This window comes from Massilia sp. IC2-278 (assembly GCF_020708045.1).
Lineage (GTDB): Bacteria > Pseudomonadota > Gammaproteobacteria > Burkholderiales > Burkholderiaceae_D > Telluria.
The window spans coordinates 1-21,738 of record NZ_JAJFES010000012.1 but is presented as its reverse complement, the minus strand read 5'-3'; the positions used below and the strand labels follow the sequence as shown (position 1 = coordinate 21,738).

Annotated in this window: 19 protein-coding genes and 1 pseudogene; 9 read left to right on the top strand and 11 right to left on the bottom strand. The window is 65.7% G+C overall.

The window, feature by feature from the left end; translation table 11 throughout:
- Window positions 1–70: 70 nt before the first annotated feature.
- Entirely contained in the window at window positions 71–697 is a 627-nt protein-coding gene (locus LK540_RS18990) for a LysE family translocator (protein ID WP_229438879.1), read from the top strand.
- Here LK540_RS18990 and LK540_RS18985 read toward each other — a convergent pair.
- Both LK540_RS18985 and LK540_RS18980 read right to left on the bottom strand, forming a co-directional pair.
- Window positions 675–1,313: a PEP-CTERM sorting domain-containing protein gene (locus LK540_RS18985; RefSeq protein WP_229438878.1), complete on the bottom strand. Its 639-nt coding sequence runs from the start codon at window positions 1,311–1,313 to the stop codon at window positions 675–677. The two genes, LK540_RS18990 and LK540_RS18985, sit on opposite strands and share 23 nt — an antisense overlap.
- A gap of 165 nt (window positions 1,314–1,478) precedes the next feature.
- Window positions 1,479–5,603 carry a CheR family methyltransferase gene (locus LK540_RS18980; protein WP_229438877.1) on the bottom strand — a complete coding sequence of 1,375 codons (4,125 nt, stop codon included), beginning with the start codon at window positions 5,601–5,603 and terminating at the stop codon, window positions 1,479–1,481.
- Between the two features lie 251 nt (window positions 5,604–5,854).
- On the opposite strand from LK540_RS18980, the gene LK540_RS18975 reads away from it, so the two are divergent.
- Both LK540_RS18975 and LK540_RS18970 read left to right on the top strand, forming a co-directional pair.
- Window positions 5,855–7,597 carry a histidine kinase famiy protein gene (locus LK540_RS18975; RefSeq protein WP_267498845.1) on the top strand — a complete coding sequence of 581 codons (1,743 nt, stop codon included), beginning with the start codon at window positions 5,855–5,857 and terminating at the stop codon, window positions 7,595–7,597.
- Window positions 7,598–7,600: 3 nt separating this feature from the next.
- On the top strand, window positions 7,601–7,981 hold the full coding sequence (locus tag LK540_RS18970; protein ID WP_229438876.1) for a response regulator: 381 nt from the start codon (window positions 7,601–7,603) through the stop codon (window positions 7,979–7,981).
- Window positions 7,982–8,002: 21 nt separating this feature from the next.
- Here LK540_RS18970 and LK540_RS18965 read toward each other — a convergent pair whose 3' ends face one another.
- Window positions 8,003–8,329, bottom strand: a complete 327-nt coding sequence (locus LK540_RS18965) for a response regulator (RefSeq protein ID WP_229438875.1) — start codon at window positions 8,327–8,329, stop codon at window positions 8,003–8,005.
- 187 nt (window positions 8,330–8,516) lie between these two features.
- Between LK540_RS18965 and mutS the strand changes: the two genes are divergently transcribed.
- A complete protein-coding gene (gene mutS, locus LK540_RS18960) occupies window positions 8,517–11,180 on the top strand; it encodes a DNA mismatch repair protein MutS (protein ID WP_229438874.1) in 2,664 nt (887 codons plus the stop codon).
- Window positions 11,180–12,118 (top strand): hypothetical protein, encoded by a 939-nt coding sequence (locus tag LK540_RS18955; protein WP_229438873.1) that lies wholly within the window; start codon window positions 11,180–11,182, stop codon window positions 12,116–12,118. The genes mutS and LK540_RS18955 overlap by 1 nt, the downstream gene beginning before the upstream one ends.
- 323 nt (window positions 12,119–12,441) lie before the next feature.
- On the opposite strand, the gene LK540_RS18950 is transcribed toward LK540_RS18955, so the two are convergent.
- Complete coding sequence (locus tag LK540_RS18950) at window positions 12,442–12,990, bottom strand: peptidylprolyl isomerase (RefSeq protein WP_229438872.1); 549 nt, start codon at window positions 12,988–12,990, stop codon at window positions 12,442–12,444.
- Between the two features lie 78 nt (window positions 12,991–13,068).
- Between LK540_RS18950 and LK540_RS18945 the strand changes: the two genes are divergently transcribed.
- The 3 genes from LK540_RS18945 to LK540_RS18935 all read left to right on the top strand — a co-directional run bounded on the left by LK540_RS18945 (window position 13,069) and on the right by LK540_RS18935 (window position 15,265).
- On the top strand, window positions 13,069–14,190 hold the full coding sequence (locus LK540_RS18945) for a cupin domain-containing protein (RefSeq protein ID WP_229438871.1): 1,122 nt from the start codon (window positions 13,069–13,071) through the stop codon (window positions 14,188–14,190).
- 18 nt (window positions 14,191–14,208) lie between these two features.
- Entirely contained in the window at window positions 14,209–14,688 is a 480-nt protein-coding gene (locus LK540_RS18940) for a hypothetical protein (RefSeq protein WP_229438870.1), read from the top strand.
- Window positions 14,689–14,968: 280 nt separating this feature from the next.
- Window positions 14,969–15,265 (top strand): hypothetical protein, encoded by a 297-nt coding sequence (locus LK540_RS18935; protein WP_229438869.1) that lies wholly within the window; start codon window positions 14,969–14,971, stop codon window positions 15,263–15,265.
- Window positions 15,266–15,540: 275 nt separating this feature from the next.
- Here the strand turns inward: LK540_RS18935 and bamC are convergent, their stop codons facing one another.
- The 7 genes from bamC to LK540_RS18900 form a co-directional block, all read right to left on the bottom strand.
- The gene (gene bamC / locus LK540_RS18930) at window positions 15,541–16,719 is read right to left on the bottom strand and encodes an outer membrane protein assembly factor BamC (protein WP_229438868.1); all 1,179 of its coding nucleotides are present in this window, start codon (window positions 16,717–16,719) and stop codon (window positions 15,541–15,543) included.
- Window positions 16,720–16,762: 43 nt separating this feature from the next.
- Complete coding sequence (gene dapA, locus LK540_RS18925; protein WP_229438867.1) at window positions 16,763–17,647, bottom strand: 4-hydroxy-tetrahydrodipicolinate synthase; 885 nt, start codon at window positions 17,645–17,647, stop codon at window positions 16,763–16,765.
- A gap of 61 nt (window positions 17,648–17,708) precedes the next feature.
- A complete protein-coding gene (locus tag LK540_RS18920; RefSeq protein WP_229438866.1) occupies window positions 17,709–18,281 on the bottom strand; it encodes a bifunctional 2-polyprenyl-6-hydroxyphenol methylase/3-demethylubiquinol 3-O-methyltransferase UbiG in 573 nt (190 codons plus the stop codon).
- Window positions 18,278–18,931, bottom strand: coding sequence for a site-2 protease family protein (locus tag LK540_RS18915; protein ID WP_229438865.1), 654 nt, complete (start codon window positions 18,929–18,931; stop codon window positions 18,278–18,280). The genes LK540_RS18920 and LK540_RS18915 overlap by 4 nt, the downstream gene beginning before the upstream one ends.
- A 96-nt stretch (window positions 18,932–19,027) precedes the next feature.
- Window positions 19,028–19,651: an L-threonylcarbamoyladenylate synthase gene (locus LK540_RS18910; RefSeq protein WP_229438864.1), complete on the bottom strand. Its 624-nt coding sequence runs from the start codon at window positions 19,649–19,651 to the stop codon at window positions 19,028–19,030.
- A gap of 12 nt (window positions 19,652–19,663) precedes the next feature.
- Window positions 19,664–20,542 (bottom strand): protease HtpX, encoded by an 879-nt coding sequence (gene htpX / locus LK540_RS18905; RefSeq protein ID WP_229438863.1) that lies wholly within the window; start codon window positions 20,540–20,542, stop codon window positions 19,664–19,666.
- A gap of 97 nt (window positions 20,543–20,639) precedes the next feature.
- Complete coding sequence (locus LK540_RS18900) at window positions 20,640–21,473, bottom strand: 3',5'-nucleoside bisphosphate phosphatase (protein ID WP_229438862.1); 834 nt, start codon at window positions 21,471–21,473, stop codon at window positions 20,640–20,642.
- A 121-nt stretch (window positions 21,474–21,594) separates the two neighbouring features.
- On the opposite strand from LK540_RS18900, the pseudogene LK540_RS18895 reads away from it, so the two are divergent.
- Window positions 21,595–21,738: pseudogene (locus LK540_RS18895) on the top strand (GFA family protein); the annotation flags it as partial.

Here is a 21,738-nt window from a genome sequence, read left to right as displayed (position 1 = left end):
CGTCGCGGCGGATCACGCCATGTTTGAACGCGTGGACGGGGAACCCGTCCACCCTACGAAAATCTCCCCCATGCTCGCACCCGAACAATTCCTGGGCTTCCTGCTCGCCGCCGTCCTGCTCACTGCCTCCCCCGGCCCCGACAACCTGATGGTCCTGGGCCTGGGCATGTCCAAGGGCCGCAAGCAGGGCATGGTGTTCGGCCTCGGTTGCGCGCTCGGCTGCCTGAGCCATACGCTGCTGGCCGTGCTCGGCGTGAGCGCGCTGATCGCCGCCTCGCCGGTCGCATTCACCGCCCTGCGCGTCGGCGGCGGCCTCTACCTCGTCTGGCTCGGCTACAACGCCCTGCGCAGCCAGGGCGGCTCGAAAGCCAGCGACGGCAACGCCGCCCCGCAATCGCTGCGCAGCCTGTTCACCAAAGGCCTGGTGGCGAATGCCATCAACCCGAAGGTCGTGCTGTTCTTCCTCTCGCTGCTGCCGCAGTTCGTCATTCCCGCCAACGGCAACGTGCCCGGCCAGATGCTGGCCCTGGGCGTGACCTTCACCGTGCAGGCGGCGATCCTGTTCGGCCTGCTCGGCTACTTCGCCGGTGCGATTGGCGCCTGGCTCAACCGCAAGCCCGGCGCCGGCAAATGGCTGGACCGCATCGCCGGCACCGTCTTCGTTGCCCTCGGCATCAAGCTGATCGTCGCGCGCTGAAGCGTCGCAGCCCCAGCAGGCCCAGCCCGACCAAGGCGAGCGACGCCGGTTCCGGCACCGGCGCCGGCGGATCGGTTTCCACATCCAGCCGCGCCGAGAAGAATTCGAGCGGATCGCCCGGGAAGAAATCCTGGAACTGCAGCGTCCAGCGCCCATACACATCCATGCCGTCGAAGGCGGACAGCGAACCGGCCGGGCGGAAGCTGCCCGAGGCCAGCTGCGGCCCGGCGGCATCCGGCGCCTCGTCGTCGAAATTCAAACGCACGCGTCCGGCGCCCGCATTCCCGCGTGCATAGGTCTCGTAGGCGCGCACCAGGTCGACCGTGGTGCCGTCCGGCGCCACGAGCGCAATCGAGAACTCGTCTTCATACGGGATGCCGAAGCCGCGGCAGGCGCCCCCACCCGCGCCGATCGGCGGATCGTCGCACTTGGCCAGGTCGATGATCAGGTTCAGGTCGAGGATGGAACCGTGGTACGTCACGTTGAGGCTGCGCGTGCCCTCGCTGCCGTCGAACAGGCCGTAGCGGGTATTACTGGCAACAACGGTGGCGCCGGCGCTGCCGCTCACCAGGCAGGCAAGGAACAAAGCGGTAAGGCGGTGCGGGAACATGCTCATGGCTCTCCTTTCGGTTGACCAGGAAAGAAAAGCAAGTTCTGCACCCGTGACGGAAGCTTCTGCTAAATCAATGCCTTACGGAGAGATTGTCAAATCTGGCGGAACAGGATGTAAAACTTGGCGACATCCGGCGGCAGGTAGCCGCCCGGATGCGCCGGCGCCACTTCAGCGTTTCGCCGCCCCGCCGCGCGGCAGCAGGTCGTGCACGATCGCGCTCAGGCGCTCGACCGAGACCGGCTTGCCCAGGTGCGCCGAGTAGCCCGCCGCACGTGCATTCGCGATATCGCTGTCGCGCCGCATGCCGCTGATGGCGATTGCCGGCAGCCTGGCCAGCGCCGGATTGGCGCGGATGCGGCGCAGGAATTCGTAGCCGTCGATCTCGGGCATCGAGACGTCCGAGATCAGCAAATCGATCTGCTCGCGCTCCAGGATCTCCAGCCCTTTCAGCGCGCCGGTGGCTTCGAACACGGTCGCCCCGCCCGTCTCCAGCAGCGACTTGAAGATCAGCAGCATCTCTTCCATGTCGTCGACCACCAGGATGCGCAGGCCGGCCATGCTGTCTTCGCCCTCGCCGCCGCCCCCCGGCAGCGGCGCGGCATGGCTGTCGAGCAGCGGCAGCCAGACGCTGAAGCGCGCGCCCTTGCCCACGCCTTCCGAGAAGGCCTCGACCCGGCCGCCGTGCAGGGCGACGATCTCGCGCACCAGCGCCAGCCCGATACCCAGCCCGCCCTTGGTGCGGGTGGTCACCGAGACGCTCTGGCCGTACATGTCGAACACGTGCGGCAGGAAGGATGGCGCGATGCCCTGGCCGCTGTCGATGACGTCGATGCGCAGCAGGCCATCGTCGCGCTCGACCTGCACCGCGACGCGCCCGCCCCTGGGCGTGAACTTCAGCGCGTTGCTCAGCAGGTTCATGAGCACCTGCTCGATGCGCACGGCGTCGGCCATCACGTACAGGCCGTCGGCGCTGCCGGCCAGCTCGATGGCGATGTCCTGCGAGGCCGGATCGGCGCGCATCACCTCGACGATGCCGCGCACCACGAGGTCGGGCAGCACCGGCGCCATCGTCAGCGACAGCTTGCCGGTGCGCACGCGCGACATGTCCATCAAATCGTCGATGATCTTCGCCTGGCTCATTACCGAATTGCGGATGATGGTGGCGGCGCGCAGGAAAGCCGGCGACTGGCGGATTTCCGGCATGCGCGCCAGCAGCTCGACGTTAATGTTGATCATGTTCAGCGGATGGCGCAGTTCGTGCGCCATCACGGCCAGGAACTCGTCCTTCAGCGCCACTGCGTTCTCGGCGTCGGAGCGCACCGCCTGCTCCTGGCGCTCGCGCGCCGTGACGTCGCGTGCGATCTTCGCGTAGCCTTCCATGTCGCCGTTGCGCAGCGGGGTCGTCACGCCGCTGCAGAAGAAGCGGCTGCCATCCTTGCGCAGGTGCCAGCGCTCGTCCTCGGCGCGGCCGTCCTCGCGGGCGCGGCGCAGCTCGTCGGCTGGCACGCCGGCGGCGCGGTCTTCCGGCACGAACAGCGGGTCGAGCGGCTGGCCCAGCATCTCCTGTTCGCTGTAGCCGAACAGCGCCTCGGCGCCCTTGTTCCAGCTGGTCGCACGGCCCTCTTCGTCCATCGTGATGATGGCGTAGTCGTTGGCGCTCTCGGCTACCAGCCGCATGCGCGCCTCGATCGCACGCGCCTGCTCCTCGGCCTGGCGGCGCGCCGTGATGTCGAAGAAGGTCATCACCGCGCCTTCGATGCGGTCTTCGTTGGTGCGGTAAGGCAGCAGGCGCACGATGTAGTAGCGCCCTTCGTTGCTGCGCACCTCGCGCTCGACCAGGCGCAGCGTGTCGAAGGTAGCGCTGACGTCACCGGCCAGCTGGTCGTAATCGAGCTTGTGGGTCAGGTCGAGCAGCGAGCGGCCGATGTCGGAGGCGATGATCGAGAACAAATCGGCCGCGCGCGGGGTAAAACGCTTGATGCGCAGGCTGCTGTCGACGAAGATGGTGGCGATGTCGGTGGAAGCGATCAGGTTGTTCAGGTCGTCGTTGGCCTTGCCGGTTTCCTCGACCTTGACCTTCAGCTCGTAGTTGACGGTGACCAGTTCCTCGTTCACCGACTGCAGTTCTTCCTTGCTGGTTTCGAGTTCCTCGGTGGCCGATCGCAATTCCTCGTTGATGGCCTGCAGTTCCTCGTTCGAGGCGCGCAGTTCCTCGGTCGAGACCTCGGCATTCTCGATGGTTTCCTGCAGCTGCTCGCGCTTGCGCTGCAACTCGGCCTCGAGCTGGCCCAGCACCACGTCGTGGCTGCCGTTCGGGCGCGCCGGCAAGGCGCGTTCCGGCAGGTGCTCGACGCGGTTGAAGACCACCAGCAGGAAGTCGGTCTCGGCGTCCTCGTCGCGGAAAGGCCGCACCGACATCGCGATGGTGCCCAGCTCCTTCTGCTCCTGCAATTCGATCGGGCGGCATTCGATGCTGGCGTGGCTTTGCGTGGCCTGGTACATGGCCGAGCGCAGTTCCAGGCGCAGTTCGGGCAGCACCAGCGTCAGCAGGTTGCGCGAGGGCTCGCCGCCGGCCATGCGCAGGAAGCGGCCCGCGCCTTCCGACATGTGCACGATGTTGCCTTCGCCGTCGATCACGGCCGACGGCGGCGCGTACTGGGCCAGGGCGCGCTGGTGCAATTCGGCATACGAGAACTGGCGCTTGCCGGGCGGCTTAACCCGGCTCACTTCCGGCAGGCGCGCGCCGAACACGGCCGAGGTCGGACTCTGGTATTGCAGCGGACGGCTGCCGCCGCGCGCGCGGTAGATGCGGTTCTTCTTGTCGACCGGGATGAAATAATCGGACACCGACTCGGCCGACTCCGAGCTGCCCAGGAAGAGATAGCCGCCGGGTTTCAGCGCGAAGTGGAAAGTCTGCAGCACGCGTACCTGGACGTCGCGGTTCAGGTAGATCAGCAGGTTGCGGCAGGAAATCATGTCCAGGCGCGAGAACGGCGGATCGCGCAGCAGATTGTGCGAGGCGAACAGGATGCGGTCGCGCAGGGTCTTGCGGATGCGGTAGCGGTCGTCTTCCTTGTTGAAATACTGGCGCAGGCGGGTCGGGACGACGTCGGTGATGATCGAGGCCGGATAATTGCCCGAGCGCGCGCTGTCGATCGCGCCGTCGTCGATATCCGACGCGAACACCTGGAAGGCCGGCGGATGCTCCATCAGCTCGGCCTGGTCGGCCATCAGCATGGCCAGCGAATACGCTTCCTCGCCGGTGGCGCAGGCGGCCACCCAGGCGCGCACCTCGTCGGTCGGACCCTTGTCCTTGAACAGTTCGGGAATGATGTCGCGCTCGACCGATTCGAAGGCTTCGCGGTCGCGGAAGAAGTTCGTCACGCCGATCAGCATGTCGTCGAGCAGCAGCTTGTGCTCGCCCGGGTCGGCTTCGAGCAGGTCGCGGTATTCGGGCAGGGTCTGCACCGCGCGCACCTGCAGGCGCCGTTCGATGCGGCGCAGCACGGTGGCGCGTTTGTAGTGGCGGAAGTCGTGCCCGGTATGGCTGAGCAGGGCGCCGATGATGTCCTGCAGCGCATCCTCGGCGTTGGCGGTGGCGTCGCCCTGGGTGACGTGGGCCACCGGCTCCTCGCCGTCGCCCGGCGGCGGCATCTGGATCGTGCGCGCGTTGTTCCACAGCTCGATCAGCTTTTGCGGAATCTCGATCGCGGGCAGGACGAAGTCGACCGCGCCGGTGCGGATCGCCGCCGTCGGCATGCCGTCGTGCTCGGCGTCGCCGGGCGCCTGCGCCAGCGTCACCCCGCCCTGCTCCTTCACGCGCGTCAGCCCCACCGCCCCATCGGCGCCGGTGCCCGACAGCACGATCGCGACCGCACGCTCGCGGTGGACTTCGGCCAGGGTGCGGAAGAACATGTCGATGGCGATGTGCTTGCCGCGCGGGCGCTCGAGCGGGTCGACCAGCAGCAGACCGTCCACCATCGACATGTGCTGGTTCGGCGCGATCACGTACACATGGCCGGGTTCGATCTGCACCTTCGACGTCACTTGCAGCACCGGCATGCGCGTGGCGCGCTGCAGGATTGCCGCGGCCGAGCTCGGATGCTTGGGCGACAGGTGCAGGATGACGACGAAGGCCATCTCGTGCACCGCCGGCATGTTCTCGAACAGGCGCACCAGCGCCGGCAGGCCGCCGGCCGAGGCGCCGATGCCGACGACCGGGAAGTCGACGGTGCTCGGCACGATGCCGGGTTCGGATGGAGGAGTGCTGGGAGCGTTGCCGGGATCGTACATCGTGTTTGCGCTTTGGAGCGTCTCGAATCAATAAAGGCGAGTCTAGACGATTCGACACGATGTTTGGCCAGATTGTGAAAAAAAATAGTCTTTTTATACGCTTCCGAGAACATTCCTGTCTGTTCTTCCGCCTATCCATTTGTTCCTCGTGTACAGGCAGGCTAGCGGATTACCATCCTTGCATGTTGTTATAATCCTACGGGGGTCGAACCGCCTGGCCTTGCATCCACCACACCATGGAGAAGTCCAGCATGACAACCGGCAGCTCGAAAGACGAACGCGAGAACCTTCCGCACGAGCAGGAAGGCGGCGGCCAGAGCCAGGGCGTGCCCGCGCTTGGCAAGCTGGAGGGCAACAGCTACCACCCGATCGGCGAGGTCGCCGTGCGCCATTGGCAGTCCAGCCAGATCTCGCGCCCCGGCCTGGACGACCGCGGCAACGTCTTCTTCGCCGCCATCGAAATGACGCGCATGCCGATGGTCCTCACCGACCCGAACCAGCCCGACAATCCGATCGTGTTCGTGAACGGCGCCTTCCTCGACCTGACCATGTACCGCGAGGAAGAAGTGCTGGGCCGCAACTGCCGCCTGCTGCAGGGCGAGCAGACCGACCCTGCCACCGTGGCCGAGCTGCGCGCGGCAGTGGCCGAACAGCGCGCGGTAGCGGTCGACATCCTCAATTACAAGGCGGACGGCCGCCCCTTCTGGAACGGCCTGTTCGCAGGCCCGGTGTTCGACCAGGACGGCAAGCTGCTGTACTGGTTCGCCTCGCAGATGGACATCACCCGCCGCCGCGTGTCCGAGCAGTCGTACCTGCAGGCGCAGAAGATGGAAGCCATCGGCCAGCTCACCGCCGGCCTGGCGCACGACTTCAACAACCTGCTGCAGGTAGTCGCCGGCAACCTGGAAGTGGCCACCACCACGGTGCACGACCCGGAAGCCACGCTGCAATCGATCGAACGGGCCCAGCTGGCGAGCGAAAAGGCCAGCAAGCTGACCCAGCAACTGCTGACCTTCGCCCGCAAGCAGCGCCTGGACCCGAAGCGCCTGAACCTGAATTCGCTGGTGGTCGAGTTCAGCGACATGCTGGTGCGCACCCTTGGCGACAATGTCGACCTGCACCTCGACCTGAAACCCGGCCTGCCCTCCTGCACGCTCGACGCCACCCACATGGAAATGGCCCTGCTGAACGTGCTGATCAATGCGCGCGACGCCATGCCCGAAGGCGGCCGGGTCACCGTGGCCACCTCGACCATGGTCGACAGCGAGCGCCTGGAGCGCCACGGGCTGGCGCCGGGTACCTATGTCGTCATCTGCGTGATCGACCAGGGCCAGGGCATGCCGCCGGAAGTGGCCCAGCGCGCCACCGAACCCTTCTTCACCACCAAGGGACCGGGCACCGGCCTGGGGCTGGCGATGGTGCACGGCTTCGTCCAGCAATCGCACGGGCGCCTGGAGATCGACAGCGTACCGGGCGAAGGCACGACCATCCGCATGATCTTCCCGCTGGCCCAGCAGTCGGGCCTGGAAATCCTGGCCGACCGCATCAGCGGCAAGGGTATGAACTGGACCCCGGCGGCCATCCTCGGAAGGCGCACCATCCTGGTGGTGGACGACAGCCACGACGTGCGCGAACTGGCCGAACACCACCTGCGCGAACTCGGCTACCGGGTGCTGGCGGCGCAGAGCGGCGAAGAAGCGATGGAACTGGTCGAACGCTATGGCGACATCGACCTGCTGTTCAGCGATATCATCATGCCGGGCGGGATGAACGGCGTGCGCCTGGCCGAACTGGTGCGCGCGCGCCAGCCCGGCGTGCCCGTACTCCTCGCTACTGGCTACATGAACGAATTACCGGTCTCGGCCCAGCCCGGCGCCACCTACACGACCATGGCCAAGCCCTACCGCCTGGCCGACCTGGCCGAACGGGTCCGCCTGGCCCTGGCGAGCGATGCGCGCACGAATTCCGCATCGGGCTTCCAGCACGAAGGTTAGATCTTGAAACGTATTCTATTGGCCGAGGACGATCCGGCCGTCAGCTATATCCTGACGCGGTATCTCGACAAGGCGGGCTTCGCCGTACGCGCGGCGCCGGACGGACGCGCCGCCCTGGCGCTGTTCGACGCGGAACCGGCCGACCTGGTGGTGACCGATTTCCGCATGCCGGGCATGAACGGCGAAGAATTCATCCTGGCCTTGCGCGCGCGGCAGCCGGACTTGCCGGCCCTGATCGTGTCGGCCTATGGCAACGAACTAAGCGTGCAGATTCCCGGCGTACGGGTATTGAACAAGCCGGTGGCGGCCGATGAACTGGTGGCGCTGGTGCGCGATCTGCTGCTCGACGCCGAGACGGTGGCGCTGAACAAGCCGGCGGACTGAGCCGGCGTTAGCGACAGCCCACTAGCGTGCATCGATGGCGCTACCCAGCTCGGTCAGGCTGAAGGGCTTGTGCAGCAGGCAGTCGATCGGCAGTGCCGCCGCATGCAGTTCCAGCGGCCAGGCCGTGGTGACCACGATCTTGGCGTCGGGCTGGACCGAGCGGATCAGCCAGGGCAGCGAGACTTCGGTGTGCTTCAGCACGCGGTTGGTGATCACGATGTCGTAGCGCTTGCGCGACAGTTCGGTCAGCGCGCCATCGGTGGTGTCGCATACGCGCGTGCGGTAGCCGAGCACTTCGGCCATGCTGCACACGGTTTCGGCGACGTCTTCGTCGCGTTCCAGAATCAATATGTTTTTTTCGTGCGCGTCCATCACATGCCCTTTCTTAAGCGAATCATAGCGGGGCGGAAATTTTTTTCCGTGCGCTGGACAACATAGTCAATACAGGAGAAGCATGCTTTGGCTCCTGCTCAACCGATGCGGTTAAAATGGCGGTCCTGGCATCCCCTGCCCCGCCGTACCGAACACAACCGACATGACCACCGTTCCATCCGAAATCAACGCCGCCGCCGTCAAGAACAGCGCCACGGAAAAAGTCACGCCCATGATGGCCCAATATTTACGTATCAAGGGCGACTACCCCACCATGCTGGTCTTCTACCGCATGGGCGACTTCTACGAACTCTTCTTCGACGACGCCGAAAAGGCCGCGCGCATCCTCGGCATCACGCTGACCGCGCGTGGCTCGATGGGCGGCAATCCGATCAAGATGGCGGGCGTGCCCTTCCACTCGCTCGATCCCTACCTGGCCAAGCTGGTCAAGCTGGGCGAATCCTGCGCCATCTGCGAGCAGATCGGCGACCCGGCGCTTTCCAAAGGCCCGGTCGAGCGCAAGGTCGTGCGCGTGGTCACGCCCGGCACCCTCACCGATTCCGACCTGCTGCCCGAAAAGGCCGAGCGCCCGCTGCTGGCCCTGTATTCGGTCACGAACCGCAAGCAGGTCACCACGGGCCTGGCCTGGATGTCGCTCGCCAGCGGCGCGCTGCGCCTGATGGAGTTCAGCGGCGACGCCCGCGCCAACGAAATCCGCCTGGCCCAGGAACTGGAACGCATCGCACCGGCCGAGATCCTGCGCGCCGACGATGGCGATCTGTTCGAGGACAGCCCGGTCGCCCACACCCAGCGGGTGCCCGAATGGCACTTCGACGTGGTCAAGGGCCACAAGGCGCTGGTCGACCAGCTGGCCGTGTCGACCCTCACCGGCTTCGGCGCCGATGGCCTGGGCGCGGCGTTCGGCGCGGCTGGTGCGCTGCTGCGCTATGCCCACTCGACCCAGGGCCGCGGCCTGCAGCACGTGAACAGCCTCACGGTGGAGTCCGAAAACGAATTCATCGGCCTGGACGCCGCCACCCGCCGCAACCTGGAGCTGACCGAGACCATCCGCGGCCAGGAATCGCCGACCCTGTTCTCGCTGCTCGACGGCTGCCGCACGGCGATGGGTTCGCGCCTGCTGCGCCACTGGCTGCACCACGCGCGGCGCGACCAGTCGGTCGCCCGTTCGCGCCACGAAGCGATCGAGGCGCTGGCGCAAGGCGACGCGGCGGATGGTTTATCGAGCATCCTGGCCCAGGTGCCGGACATCGAGCGCATCACCACGCGCATCGCCCTGCTGTCGGCGCGCCCGCGCGACCTGGCCAGCCTGCGCGACGGCCTGAAGCAGTTACCTGCCCTGCGCCAGGGCGTGGCGCGCTGCTTCATCCCGGGCGATTCCTGCCTGCTGCGCGAGATCCACGACGCCCTGCTGCCGCCCGCCGACTGCCTGGATTTGCTGACCCGCGCCGTGATGGAAGAACCGGCGGCGATGGTGCGCGACGGCGGCGTGTTCGCACGCGGCTACGACGCCGACCTGGACGAACTGCGCGCGCTGTCGGAGAACGCCGGCCAGTTCCTGGTCGACCTGGAGACGCGCGAGCGCGCCCGCACCGGCATCGCCAACCTGCGCGTGGAATACAACCGCGTGCACGGCTTCTACATCGAGGTCACCAACGGCCAGGCCGACAAGGTGCCGGACGACTACCGCCGCCGCCAGACCCTGAAGAACTGCGAGCGCTACATCACGCCGGAACTGAAGGCCTTCGAAGACAAGGCGCTGTCTGCCCAGGACCGGGCGCTGGCCCGCGAAAAACAGCTCTACGACGAGCTGCTAGCCTGCCTGGCGCCGCACATCGGCCAGTTGCAGACGGTGGCGCAAGGCCTGGCCCAGATCGACACCCTGGTGGCGCTGACGAAGCACGCGCTGGTGAATAACTGGTGCGCGCCGCAGCTGGTGGATGCGCCCTGCCTCACCATCCACGAAGGCCGGCATCCGGTGGTGGAAAAGCAGATCGAGCGCTTCATCGCCAACGACTGCAAGCTGTCGAACGACCGGCGCCTGCTGCTGATTACCGGCCCGAACATGGGCGGTAAATCGACCTTCATGCGCCAGACCGCGCTGATCGTGCTGCTGGCCTACATTGGCAGCTATGTGCCGGCGACGAGCGCCACCATCGGCCCGATCGACCGCATCTTCACGCGTATCGGCGCCAATGACGACCTGGCCGGCGGCCGTTCGACCTTCATGGTCGAGATGACCGAATCGGCGGCGATCCTGAACGGCGCCACCGAGCATTCGCTGGTATTGATGGACGAAGTCGGTCGCGGCACCTCTACTTTCGACGGCCTGGCCCTGGCCTGGGCCATCGCGCGCCACCTGATCGACATCAGCCGCAGCTTCACGCTGTTCGCGACCCACTATTTCGAACTGACCCAGCTGCCCGAGACCCACGCCAGCGCCGCCAACGTGCACCTGTCGGCGGTCGAGCACAAGGACAGCATCGTGTTCCTGCACGCGGTGCAGGAAGGCCCGGCCTCGCAGAGCTATGGCTTGCAGGTGGCCCAGCTGGCCGGCGTGCCGCCGGCCGTGATCAAGGCCGCGCGCAAGCACCTGGCGCGCCTGGAATCGCAGGCGCTCGACGCCACGCCGCAGCGCGACTTGTTCGCCCAGGTGTGCGAGGAGCCGGCCGAGGAAGAGGCGGCGCCGGCGCCGGCCGCAGCCGCATCGGACGATCTGCTGGACGCCCTGGCCGAGATCGACCCAGACGCGCTGACCCCGCGCGAAGCGCTGGCCCGCTTGTACGAACTGAAGCGCCTGGCCGCCTGATGCGCTGCCCGCCCGCCTTTGCCCTGCTGGCAGCCGCCCTGTGCGCGGCGCTCTGCCTGCCGGCCGTGGCGGGCGCAAAGGACGATGCGCACCACTTCGGCGTCATCGGCCACAGCTTCGACGGCAAGAGCGACAAGCGTTTCAGGCAGGCGCTGGACGACACGTCCGACAAGACGAATGCCTTCGTGGTCCTCACCGGCATCAAGCATGCGAGCGAAGCGTGCGGCGACCGCGTGTACGAGGCGCGGCGCGACCTGGTCGCGCGCGTCAAGCGCCCGGTGATCGTGCTGCCGGCCGGCAGCGACTGGACCGCCTGCCGCAATTCGGCCGGGCGCACGAATGCGGTCGAACGCCTGAACCGGTTGCGCGAGCTGTTCCATGGCGAGCCGGCCTCGCTCGGCGTGAAGAAGCTGCCGCTCACGCGGCTGTCGATGAGCCCGCGTTTTCGCGCGTATGCCGAGAATGCCCACTGGACCGTGGGCAAGGTGCTGTATGCGAGCGTGAACCTGCCGGCGAATAACAACCACTACCTGGCGGCGGCGGGCAGGAACAGCGAGTACGAGGACCGGCAGGTGGCCACGCGCTTCTGGCTGAACCGCCTGTTCACGCTGGCGCGCGGCGACAAGCTCGATGCGATCGTGCTGTTCTCGGAAGGGGATTTGAAGCCGCTGACCGATCCGGTGGCGCCCAGCCTGCTGCGGCGTGGCTCGCCTCTCTTCGATGGCTTTGCGGCGACGCGCAAGCAGGTGCTGGCGCTGGCCAGGAAATTCGACGGCAAGGTGCTGCTGGTCGACAGTGCGGCGCTGGGCAAGGGCAAGCAGCCGGAGATCGAATGGCGGGGGAACCTGGGGCACCTGTCGGTGGATGACCAGGCGGTTGAAGTCGAAGTGAAGCCGGGGTCGAAGGCCTTGTTTGTCGTGAAGGATGCGGCGGATTAGGTTTGAGCTGGCGGGTGATCACCGGGACGCGGTGGTGGTGTTCGTTGGCAGCGTGAACGGGATGGCGCCAACGATGCGGCGCGTTCCGCGTGGGCACGGAGTGCCCACCGTACGGTCGAAGCTCAGGTACTGTTGGCGCCAACGATGATCTGCGGCTTAAACCGTACGGTGGGCACTCCGTGCCCACGCGAACGTGCGCGCCGTGTTGGCCTCATTCGACACGCCACCATCATCCCGTCGAAACGCCTGACCGGGCCAACCTGCTGCGCCAACAAAAAACGGGACACATGGTCCCGTTTTTTGTTCATGAGGCGACTGCCCGATCAGTGCAGCGGCTGGCTGCGGAAGTGATCGCCTTCCTCGCCTTCGTCGTCGCCTTCGTCTTCACCGTGGTGATGACCGTGGGCGCCGTGCACGTGGCCGTGGGCGATTTCTTCGTCGGTGGCGGCGCGCACGTCGATGACCGACAGCTCGAAGCGCAGGGCCATGCCGGCCAGCGGGTGGTTACCGTCGAGCACGACCTTGTCGTCGGCGATTTCGGTGACAGTGAAGATGACCGGCTCGTCGTCCGGCGCGCCGTCGGCCATGCCTTCGAACTGCATGCCCACTTCCAGCGGCTCCGGCAGGCGCGAGCGCTCTTCGACCTTCACCAGCTCGGCGTCGTAGTCGCCAAAGGCGTCTTCCGGTTCGATCTGCAGGGTCGAGTTGAAGCCGGCTTCCTTGCCGTCCAGGTGTTCTTCGATTTTCGGCAGGGTGTTCTCGTAGCCACCATGCAGGTAGACCATCGGCTGGGCGCCTTCCTCGATGAGGTTGTTTTGCGCATCCGACAGTTTGTAGTTGACCGATACGACCGTATTCTTGGCAATCTTCATCGCACATCCTTTCGTTGTAAGGTGCGGATTATACCCCTGCCCCGCTGCTGCCTGTTGCCCGGCTGGTTATAATGACGCATGAATAAATTACCGCTCCTCGGGAACATCACTCCCGCCCAGTTCCTCAAGGAATACTGGCACAAGAAGCCGCTGCTGATCCGCGGCGCCATCCCCGGTTTCAAGCCCCTGCTCAAGTTCGAGCGCCTGGCCGACCTCGCCACCAAGAACTTCGTCGAATCGCGCCTCGTGACCCAGGTCGACGGCCAGTGGGACATGCAGCACGGCCCCCTGACTGAACTCCCCCCGCGCGACCAGAAGAACTGGACCATGCTGGTGCAGGGCGTGAACCTGTACGACGAAAAGGCCGACGATTTGCTGCGCCAGTTCCGCTTCCTGCCGGACGCGCGCCTCGACGACCTGATGATCAGCTACGCCACCGACGGCGCCGGCGTCGGCCCCCACTTCGATTCCTACGACGTGTTCCTGCTGCAAGCCCACGGCAAGCGCCGCTGGAAGATCAGCGCCCAGCAAGACCTGTCGCTGGTCGAAGGCCTGCCGCTGAAGATCCTGTCGAACTTTACCCCGGAAGAAGAATTCGTGCTCGAGCCGGGCGACATGCTGTACCTGCCGCCGCATTATGCCCACGACGGCATCGCCGAGGGCGAATGCATGACCTACTCGATCGGCTTCCGCTCGCCCTCGTTCCAGGAACTGGGCGAAGCCTTCCTGCAGTTCATGGCAGACTCGATCGATTTGCCGGGCCGCTATGCCGACCCGGGCCAGCAGGTTGCGAAGAACCCGGCCGAGATCCCGCGCGAGATGCTGGCCAGCATTACCGAAGAACTGAACAAGGTGCGCTGGGACGAGGAAGACGTGACCATCTTCTTCGGCGAGTACATGTCCGAGCCGAAGCACAATGTCTTCTTTACCGGCCCGGCCAAGCCGCTGGTCGTGGGGCGCTTCATGGAAGCGGCAGCGAAAAAGGGCCTGAAGCTCTCCAGCAAGACCCTGATGCTCTACCGCGGCAAGCACGTCTTCATCAACGGCGAATCGTTTGCCGTCAGCCGCAACGACAAGATCGTGCTCGACGTACTGGCCAACGAACGCCGCCTCGATGGCGAAACCCTGGGCCACGCCTCGGACGACGTGCTCGAAGCGCTCTACACCTGGTACCAGGACGGCTGGATCGAACTGGGGTAATCACGAACGGGAGGAAGCATGGACGAGCCGCTGCTGGTGCGTTTCGATACCCGCCGCGACTGCGAGGCGCAGTGGCAGGCCGTGATGGCGCGCGCCGTGCGGCGGCTCGACATGTTCGATCCCGATTTCAGCGTCTTCCCGCTGGGTTCGAGCGAAGTCGATGCCCAGTTGCGCGCCTTTCTGCATGGCGGCGGCAGCCTGCGCCTGGCGCTGCACGACCCCGGCCATATCGAACGCCACGCGCCGCGCTTCCTGCGCCTGCTGCGCGACTACAGCCACCTGGCCGAATGCCGCCAGACGCCGCGCGCGCTGCGCCAGCTGACCGACTCCTTCTGCATTGCCGACGAGCTGCATGTGCTGCGCCGTTTTCACAGCGACTGGATGCGCGGCGAGGCCGCTTTCGACGCGCCCGGCGCCGTGGATGTGCCGGCCCACCGCTTCGCCGGCATCTGGGAAGAATCGCGCCCAACGCTCCTGCCGAGCGTCACTGGATTGTAGCAATCAGGCAAGTATTTGAACCGCTGGGAAAGCTCTTGGAGGCTGTTGCATCTTGTAACAAAATGAAGCTTAACAAGTAACACAATACTTACATTTTGGCATGACTTTTCTATTGCGAATGAGTAAATTTGGCTATAATATCGGGTTAGGAAGGTTCCGTTGTATGTGTATCATTGTTGCAATATTTGCAAAGTACACGAGAATTCCAGCGAGCGATAATTACCGGTAATTATTCATCGTCAAAACAAGAAGCACTCCACTTTTAATTAAAAGGAAAATCATGAAAAAATCCCTGCTGATCGTCTCCCTGATGGCTGTTGCTCTGGCTGCTTGCTCGAAGAAAGAAGAAGCTCCAGCAACCCCAGCTGCTGTCGAAGCGCCTGCTGCTGACACCACCGCAACCACCACCACCACCACCACCGACGCTGCTGCTCCAGCAACCACCGACGCTGCTGCTACCACCCCAGCCGCTGACGCTGCTGCTGCTGCCGCTACCGCTTCGGCTGCTGCTTCGGAAGCCGCTTCGGCCGCTTCGACCGCTGCTGACGCTGCTGCTTCGGCTGCTGCTACCAAGTAATCAGATTTTTTCTGGTTCGAAAGACCGGCCTGCGGGCCGGTTTTTTTTCGTCCGGACGTTTGTAGCCGGAAGAATTTATCGACATGGAGGCGCCATACCGCGTGGACACAGGTGTCCACCCTACAGTATCACCATGCAATTACCGGCGGCATGGCGGATTTCGTAGGGTGGACACCCGTGTCCACGCTGTCGCACCCATGCACACCTCCACCATGACGCGAAGCGCCAATAAAAAAGCCGGCCACGAAGGCCGGCTTTCTCGACGCTGACGACGATTACTTCAGCTCGTCATTCAGCAGCGACAGGATCTTGCCCGCCGTCGCCGATGCATCCGGCTTGCCTTCGTTGTCCTGGACGGTCACCGCGCTGCTGTTGCCGCCTTCGTTGGCCTTGACCAGCACGCGGTAGCGCTGGGCTTCCTTGGCCTTGTCGTCATTGCCGAAGCTGAACAGTTTCGAGAAGAAGCCATCCTTGCTGGACGCGTCCGGATCGACGTAGCGCACGAAGTAGATGCCCTGCACGCGGTCGCGGTCTTCGACGGTGAAGCCGACGCGGTCGAGCGCCAGGCCCACACGGCGCCAGGCGCGCTCGAAGCCCTCGTCGACTTCGACGATGTTGCCCACCAGCTTGGCGCGCTGCGGCGCCGGGGCGGCGTTGTCGACCTTGGCCTGCGCGCTCTGCACCTGCTCGGGCGTGGTGGCGCCGGTCAGGCGTGCCACCAGGCGGCCCAGGAATTGCGCTTCCAGGGTCGGGTCGTTCGGACGCACGGTCCAGACCGTGGTTTCCTTCTGGGCGCCGGTCAGCACCTCTTCGGCGCCGCGGTGGCTGATGTAGATCTCGGTGGAGCCGTCCGGCAGGCGCTCGAGGCGGGTGCGGAACTTGTCGCGCTCGCCGGTCGAGTAGGCGCGGTCGAAGACCTTGCCGATGGTGTTGCGCAGGAAGTCCTGCGGGATCTTCGAACGGTTCTCGACCCACTCGGTTTCCATCACGCCGGTCGCTTCCGACTCGGTTGCCACAGGCAGGCCGGCGTCGTTCCAGAATTCGCGCAGTTTCGGCCAGAGCTGCTCGGGCGTCTGCTTGACCACCAGCCAGCGCTGGTCGCCGGCGCGCTCGATGCGCACGGCGTCGGTCGAGACCGGGCCGATGGCGGCGGCGCCGGCGGGAACGCCCGCGGCCGGCGCGGCCTGGCTACCGGCGGCGGCCTGCATGCCGGACGCGGTGGCAACGCCGCTGCCATCCGGCACGGCGTAACGATTGTCTTTTTGAAGCTGGGTCAGGTCCGGCGGCACGTCCAGCGGCGCCGCTTTTTTCGAAGCCTTGTAATCCACCTTGTCCGACTCGAACACGGTGGTGCACGCGGCCATGCTCAGCGCCAGTGCGGACAGCGCCAGTACGCGCGCTGCGGTTGGCGCGGAAACACGGGTCGCGAAGGTCTTTTTGTTGCGAGTAGTCATATCGTTACGATTTCAGATCTGTGAACCAACACCCTTGCGGGACTCAGGATTGCGGCAGGAGGCCCGCCTGGCGCAGCGCGGTGCGCACGGTGTCGTGGAAAGGCGCGGACAGCGGCGCCAGCGGCAGGCGCAGGCCTGCCGGCATCTTGCCCATTTCCGTCAGCGCCCATTTGACCGGCACCGGATTCGGCTCGACGAAGAGCTTGGCGTGCAGTTCGAGCACGCGGTTATTGATCTCGACGGCCTTGGCGATGTCGCCGGCCATGGCGGCGGCGCACAGCTCGTGCATCGCGCGCGGAGCGACGTTGGCGGTGACCGAGATATTCCCGGCGCCGCCGCAGAACATCAGCGCCATCGCGGTCGGATCGTCGCCCGAGTACACGGCGAAGGATTTGTCGACCATCTTCAGCAGCTCGATGCCGCGCCCGATGTTGCCGGTGGCATCCTTCACGCCGACGATGTTGTCGATCGGCGCCAGGCGCGCGATGGTCTCGTTGCTCATGTCGGCCACGGTGCGGCCCGGCACGTTGTACAGGATGATGGGCAGCTCGACCGCTTCGGCGATCGCCTTGAAGTGGCGGTACATGCCTTCCTGGGTCGGACGGTTGTAGTACGGCACCACCTGCAGCGAGGCGTCGGCGCCGACTTCCTTGGCGTGGCGCGTCAGGGCGATGGCTTCGGCGGTGGAATTGCCGCCCGAGCCGGCGATGACGGGAATGCGGCCGGCCACGTGGTCGACCGTGAGCTTGATGAGTTCGCAGTGCTCTTCCGGGCTGACGGTGGCCGATTCGCCGGTGGTGCCGACGATGACGATGCCGTCGGTGCCTTCGGCCACGTGCCAGTCGAGCAGTTTGCGCAGGCTGTCCTTGTCGAGACTGCCATCCTCAAACATCGGCGTGACGATTGCTACTATGCTGCCCTTGATCATAATTTCTGGTACGTGTTGGAAAATAAAAATCCGATTGTAGCGGATAGCCCGGCGCTGTGGTTCATTCAACGCCAGATAAATGGTCGAGCTTTACCTCGGTTTGCACCATGGCCTGCCCCGCCGCGCACAGGCGCTGCACCCGCGCCGGCTTCGGCTGGGCGATGGCGCCGTCCTCGAACGCCAGCACCCGCAAGCCGCCCACCACCGCGTGTTCCAGCAGTTCGCCAGGGCGCAGCAGGAAGGCCGGGTTCGAGGGTTTGCCGAAGAGTTCGTTACCAAGGGCAAAGGTTTCGTAGAGCAGCACGCCGTTCGGCGCCAGGCTGGCCATCAGCTGCGCCATCAGGGGCCGGTGCAGGTAGTTCGTGACGACGATGCCGGAAAAGCGGCCGGGCTCGAAGGGCCAGATGGCGCCGTCAACTTCCAGGTCGTGCTCGAGGGTGACGATGCCGGGGCCGGAGGCGCTTGCCAGCGCCTGCGGGTCGCGGTCGACCGCCAGCACGGGATGGCCAAGCCCCGCGAACAGGCGCGCATGGCGGCCGCTGCCGCAGGCCAGGTCCAGCACTTCGCCGGCGGGTACCAGATGGGCGAAGCGCCCCACCCAGGGCGAGGCGGCGGAAACGGGAGCGTGCATCATGTGAGGAGCCAGGCCAGCGGCGTGGTGATCAGCTCGACCGCCTGCGCGCCCAGCCACATCACCGGCTGCACCCAGAAGGCGAGCAGGTTGAAGTACAGCAGCGCCAGCAGGATGAAGAAGCCGTAGGGCTCGATGCGCGCGAACTGGTAGGCGATCCGGTTCGGCAGCATGCTGGTCAGCACGCGCCCGCCGTCGAGCGGCGGCAGCGGGAACAAATTGAAGGCGAAGATCAGCAGGTTCGTGACCAGGCCGGCACGCGCCATCTTGTTCGGAAATTCCTCGTCGATATTGAACGCCACCAGCAGCATGCTGAACACCACCCACAGGAAGGCCATCAGCAGGTTGGCGGCAGGCCCGGCCAGCGCCACCCAGGCCATGTCGCGCTTCGGATTGCGCAGGTTGCCGAACTGGACCGGTACCGGCTTGGCATAGCCGAACACGAAGCCGCTCGTCATGTACAGCACGATCGGAATGATGATGGTGCCGAGCAGGTCGATGTGGACCAGCGGATTCAAGGTCATGCGGCCCTGGGCATAGGCGGTGTTGTCGCCGAGGCGGCGGGCGGCATAGGCGTGGGCCGCTTCGTGCAGGGTGATCGCGAACAGTACGGGCAGCGCGAAGACCAGGATGTTTCTGAAATTTTCAACCATGGGGAGGGATTCTAGCAGAGCCGGGCAAGGGAACCCGGCAGGCGACCCGGCGCGCAGGATGAGCGGCCGGGCCGGGGTGGCAGTGGCGGAGAGAACTTACAGGCCGAAGGCGGCGGGGTCGCCCCTGCCCTCGCGCAGCAGCACGGGCTCGGGACCGGTGAGGTCGACGATGGTGGTGCCTTCCAGCGTGCCGGCGCCGCCGTCGACCACCAGGTCGATCTGCTTTTCCAGGCGCTCGCGTACTTCGTCGGGGTCGGACAGCATGTGGTCGTCGCCCGGCAGCTGCAGCGTGGTGCCGATCAGCGGCTCGCCGAGTTCTTCCAGCAGCGCCAGCGTGATCAGGTTTTCCGGCACGCGCAGGCCGATGGTCTTGCGCGACGGATGCGACAGGCGGCGCGGGACCTCTTTCGTCGCTTCCAGGATCACCGTGTAGGGGCCGGGGGTGGTGGCCTTCAGCAGGCGGTACTGGGAGTTGTCGATGCGCGCGTACTTCGCGATTTCCGACAGGTCGCGGCACAGCAGCGTCAGGTGGTGCTTGTCGTCGATGCCGCGCACGCGGCGCAGCTTCTCGACCGCGTTCTTGTCGTCGAGCTGGCATACCAGCGCATAGGCCGAGTCGGTCGGCAGCGCCGCCACGCCGCCGGAGCGGATGATCTGCGCGGCCTGCTTGATCAGCCGCGCCTGCGGGTTCTCTGGATGGATCTGGAAAAATTGGCTCATTGGTTTCCTTGATTAGCGCAGGGCTTGCAGCGCGGCGATGCGCTCTTCCATCGGCGGGTGGGTCGAGAACAGCGCGCCCCAGCCGCCGCCGCCGCCCGAGATGCCCGAGGCGTTCAGCGACGACGGCAAGGCGCCCGGCTGCAGGCCGCCCAGGCGCGCCAGCGCATGCTGCATCGGCACCGTGCTGCCCAGGAGTTTAGCCGAGCCCGCATCGGCGCGGAATTCGCGTTGACGCGAGAACCAGGCGACGATGATCGAGGCCACCAGGCCGAACACGATCTCGCACACGAAGACGGTGACCATGTAGCCGATGCCGGGGCCGCGGTCGTCGTTCCCGCGCAGCAGCACCTTGTCGACGAAGAAGCCGACCACGCGCGCCAGGAACACGACGAAGGTGTTCACCACGCCCTGGATCAGCGTGAGCGTGACCATGTCGCCATTCGCGATGTGGGCAACCTCGTGGCCGAGCACGGCCTCGACCTCGTCCTGGGTCATGCCCTGCAGCAGGCCGGTGGAAACGGCGACCAGTGCGGAGTTCTTGAAGGCGCCGGTGGCAAAGGCATTTGGTTCGCCGTCGTAGACCGCCACTTCGGGCATGCCGATGCCGGCGCGCTCGGCAAGCTTACGCACGGTATTCACCAGCCACTGCTCGGTGGCGTTTTGCGGCTGGTCGATGACGCGCGCGCCGGTCGACCACTTGGCCATCGGTTTGCTCAGCAGCAGGGAAATGATCGAGCCGGTGAAGCCGACCACCAGCGAGAAGACAGCCAGGGCGCCGACATTAATGCCCTCGGCGGTCACCGCGCGCCCGACACCCAGCAGGTTCAGGACAACGGTGAGCACCAGCACAACCGCGAGGTTGGTGGCGAGGAACAGAACGATGCGCTTCATGGAACAAGCCTCCCGGCAGAATGACATTGACAGGCTGCCAAGATAGGGCTCTGCCTTGGAAAATTCAAGGCCGGGGGCTTATGGGGAGCTTAAGGCTTCAGAACCAGTCGTGCCAGACCGGGGTGACGTTGGCCGGCAAGGGCGGCAAGGCGTCGAATTCGACGCGGGCTTCGCCAGGGGCGTGGAAGTCGGTGCCGCGCGAGGCGAGGAAGCCGTAGCGGCGCGCGACTTCGGCGTACACAGCGTACTGGTCGGGCGTGTGGCTGCCGGTGACGACTTCGATCGCGTTGCCGCCGAGCTGGCGGAATTCGTCGAACAGCACGCCCTCGGCGGTGGCGTCGAAGCGGTAGCGGCCCGGGTGGGCGATCACGGGGATGCCGCCGGCACTTTTGATCCAGCCCATGGCCTGGTCGAGCGCGGCCCAGCGGTGCGGCACATAGCCGGGTTTGCCTTCGCTGAGGTATTTGCGGAATACCTCGGGCGTACTGTTGCAGCGGCCGGTTTCGACGATGTAGCGGGCGAAGTGGGTGCGCGACAGCAAATCGGGATTGCCGACGTATTTCAGGGCGCCTTCGTAGGCGTCGGGAATGCCGGCCTGTTCCAGCTGGGCGGCGATCTCGCGTCCGCGCGCGTCGCGGCCCTGGCGCGTGGCGGCCAGGCCGGCCAGCAGGTCCGGGTTGTCTTCGTCGACGTGCAGGCCGACCAGGTGCACGGTCTGGTTGGCCCAGGTGACCGAGATCTCGACGCCGGGGACGAAGCGCATGCCGAGTTCGTTCGCCTTGGCGCGCGCCGCCTTGATGCCGCCGACCTCGTCGTGGTCGGTCAGGGCCCAGGCATCGACCCCGCCCTTGCGCGCATAGGCGGCCACGGCGGCCGGCGCGAGGACGCCGTCGGAAACGTTGGAATGGCAGTGCAGGTCGACTTTCAGCATGGATGCGGTGCGTGTGCGGATACTGGACGGAAGGGACATTGTACGCCGCAATGCGCCGGCTGTGCGGGGCGGCTGGGCAGTGCTAGAGTTGTTGCTTTCTTCTTGAACTTGGGCGGCGGCGATGAAGACGTATCGGGGGAGTTGTCATTGCGGGGCGGTGCGGTATGAGGCGGAGTTCGACCTGGCGGTGACGGGGACGGTGAAGTGTAATTGTTCGGTTTGTACGAAGATGCGGTTCTGGGGGGTGCAGGTGGGGGCTGCTTGT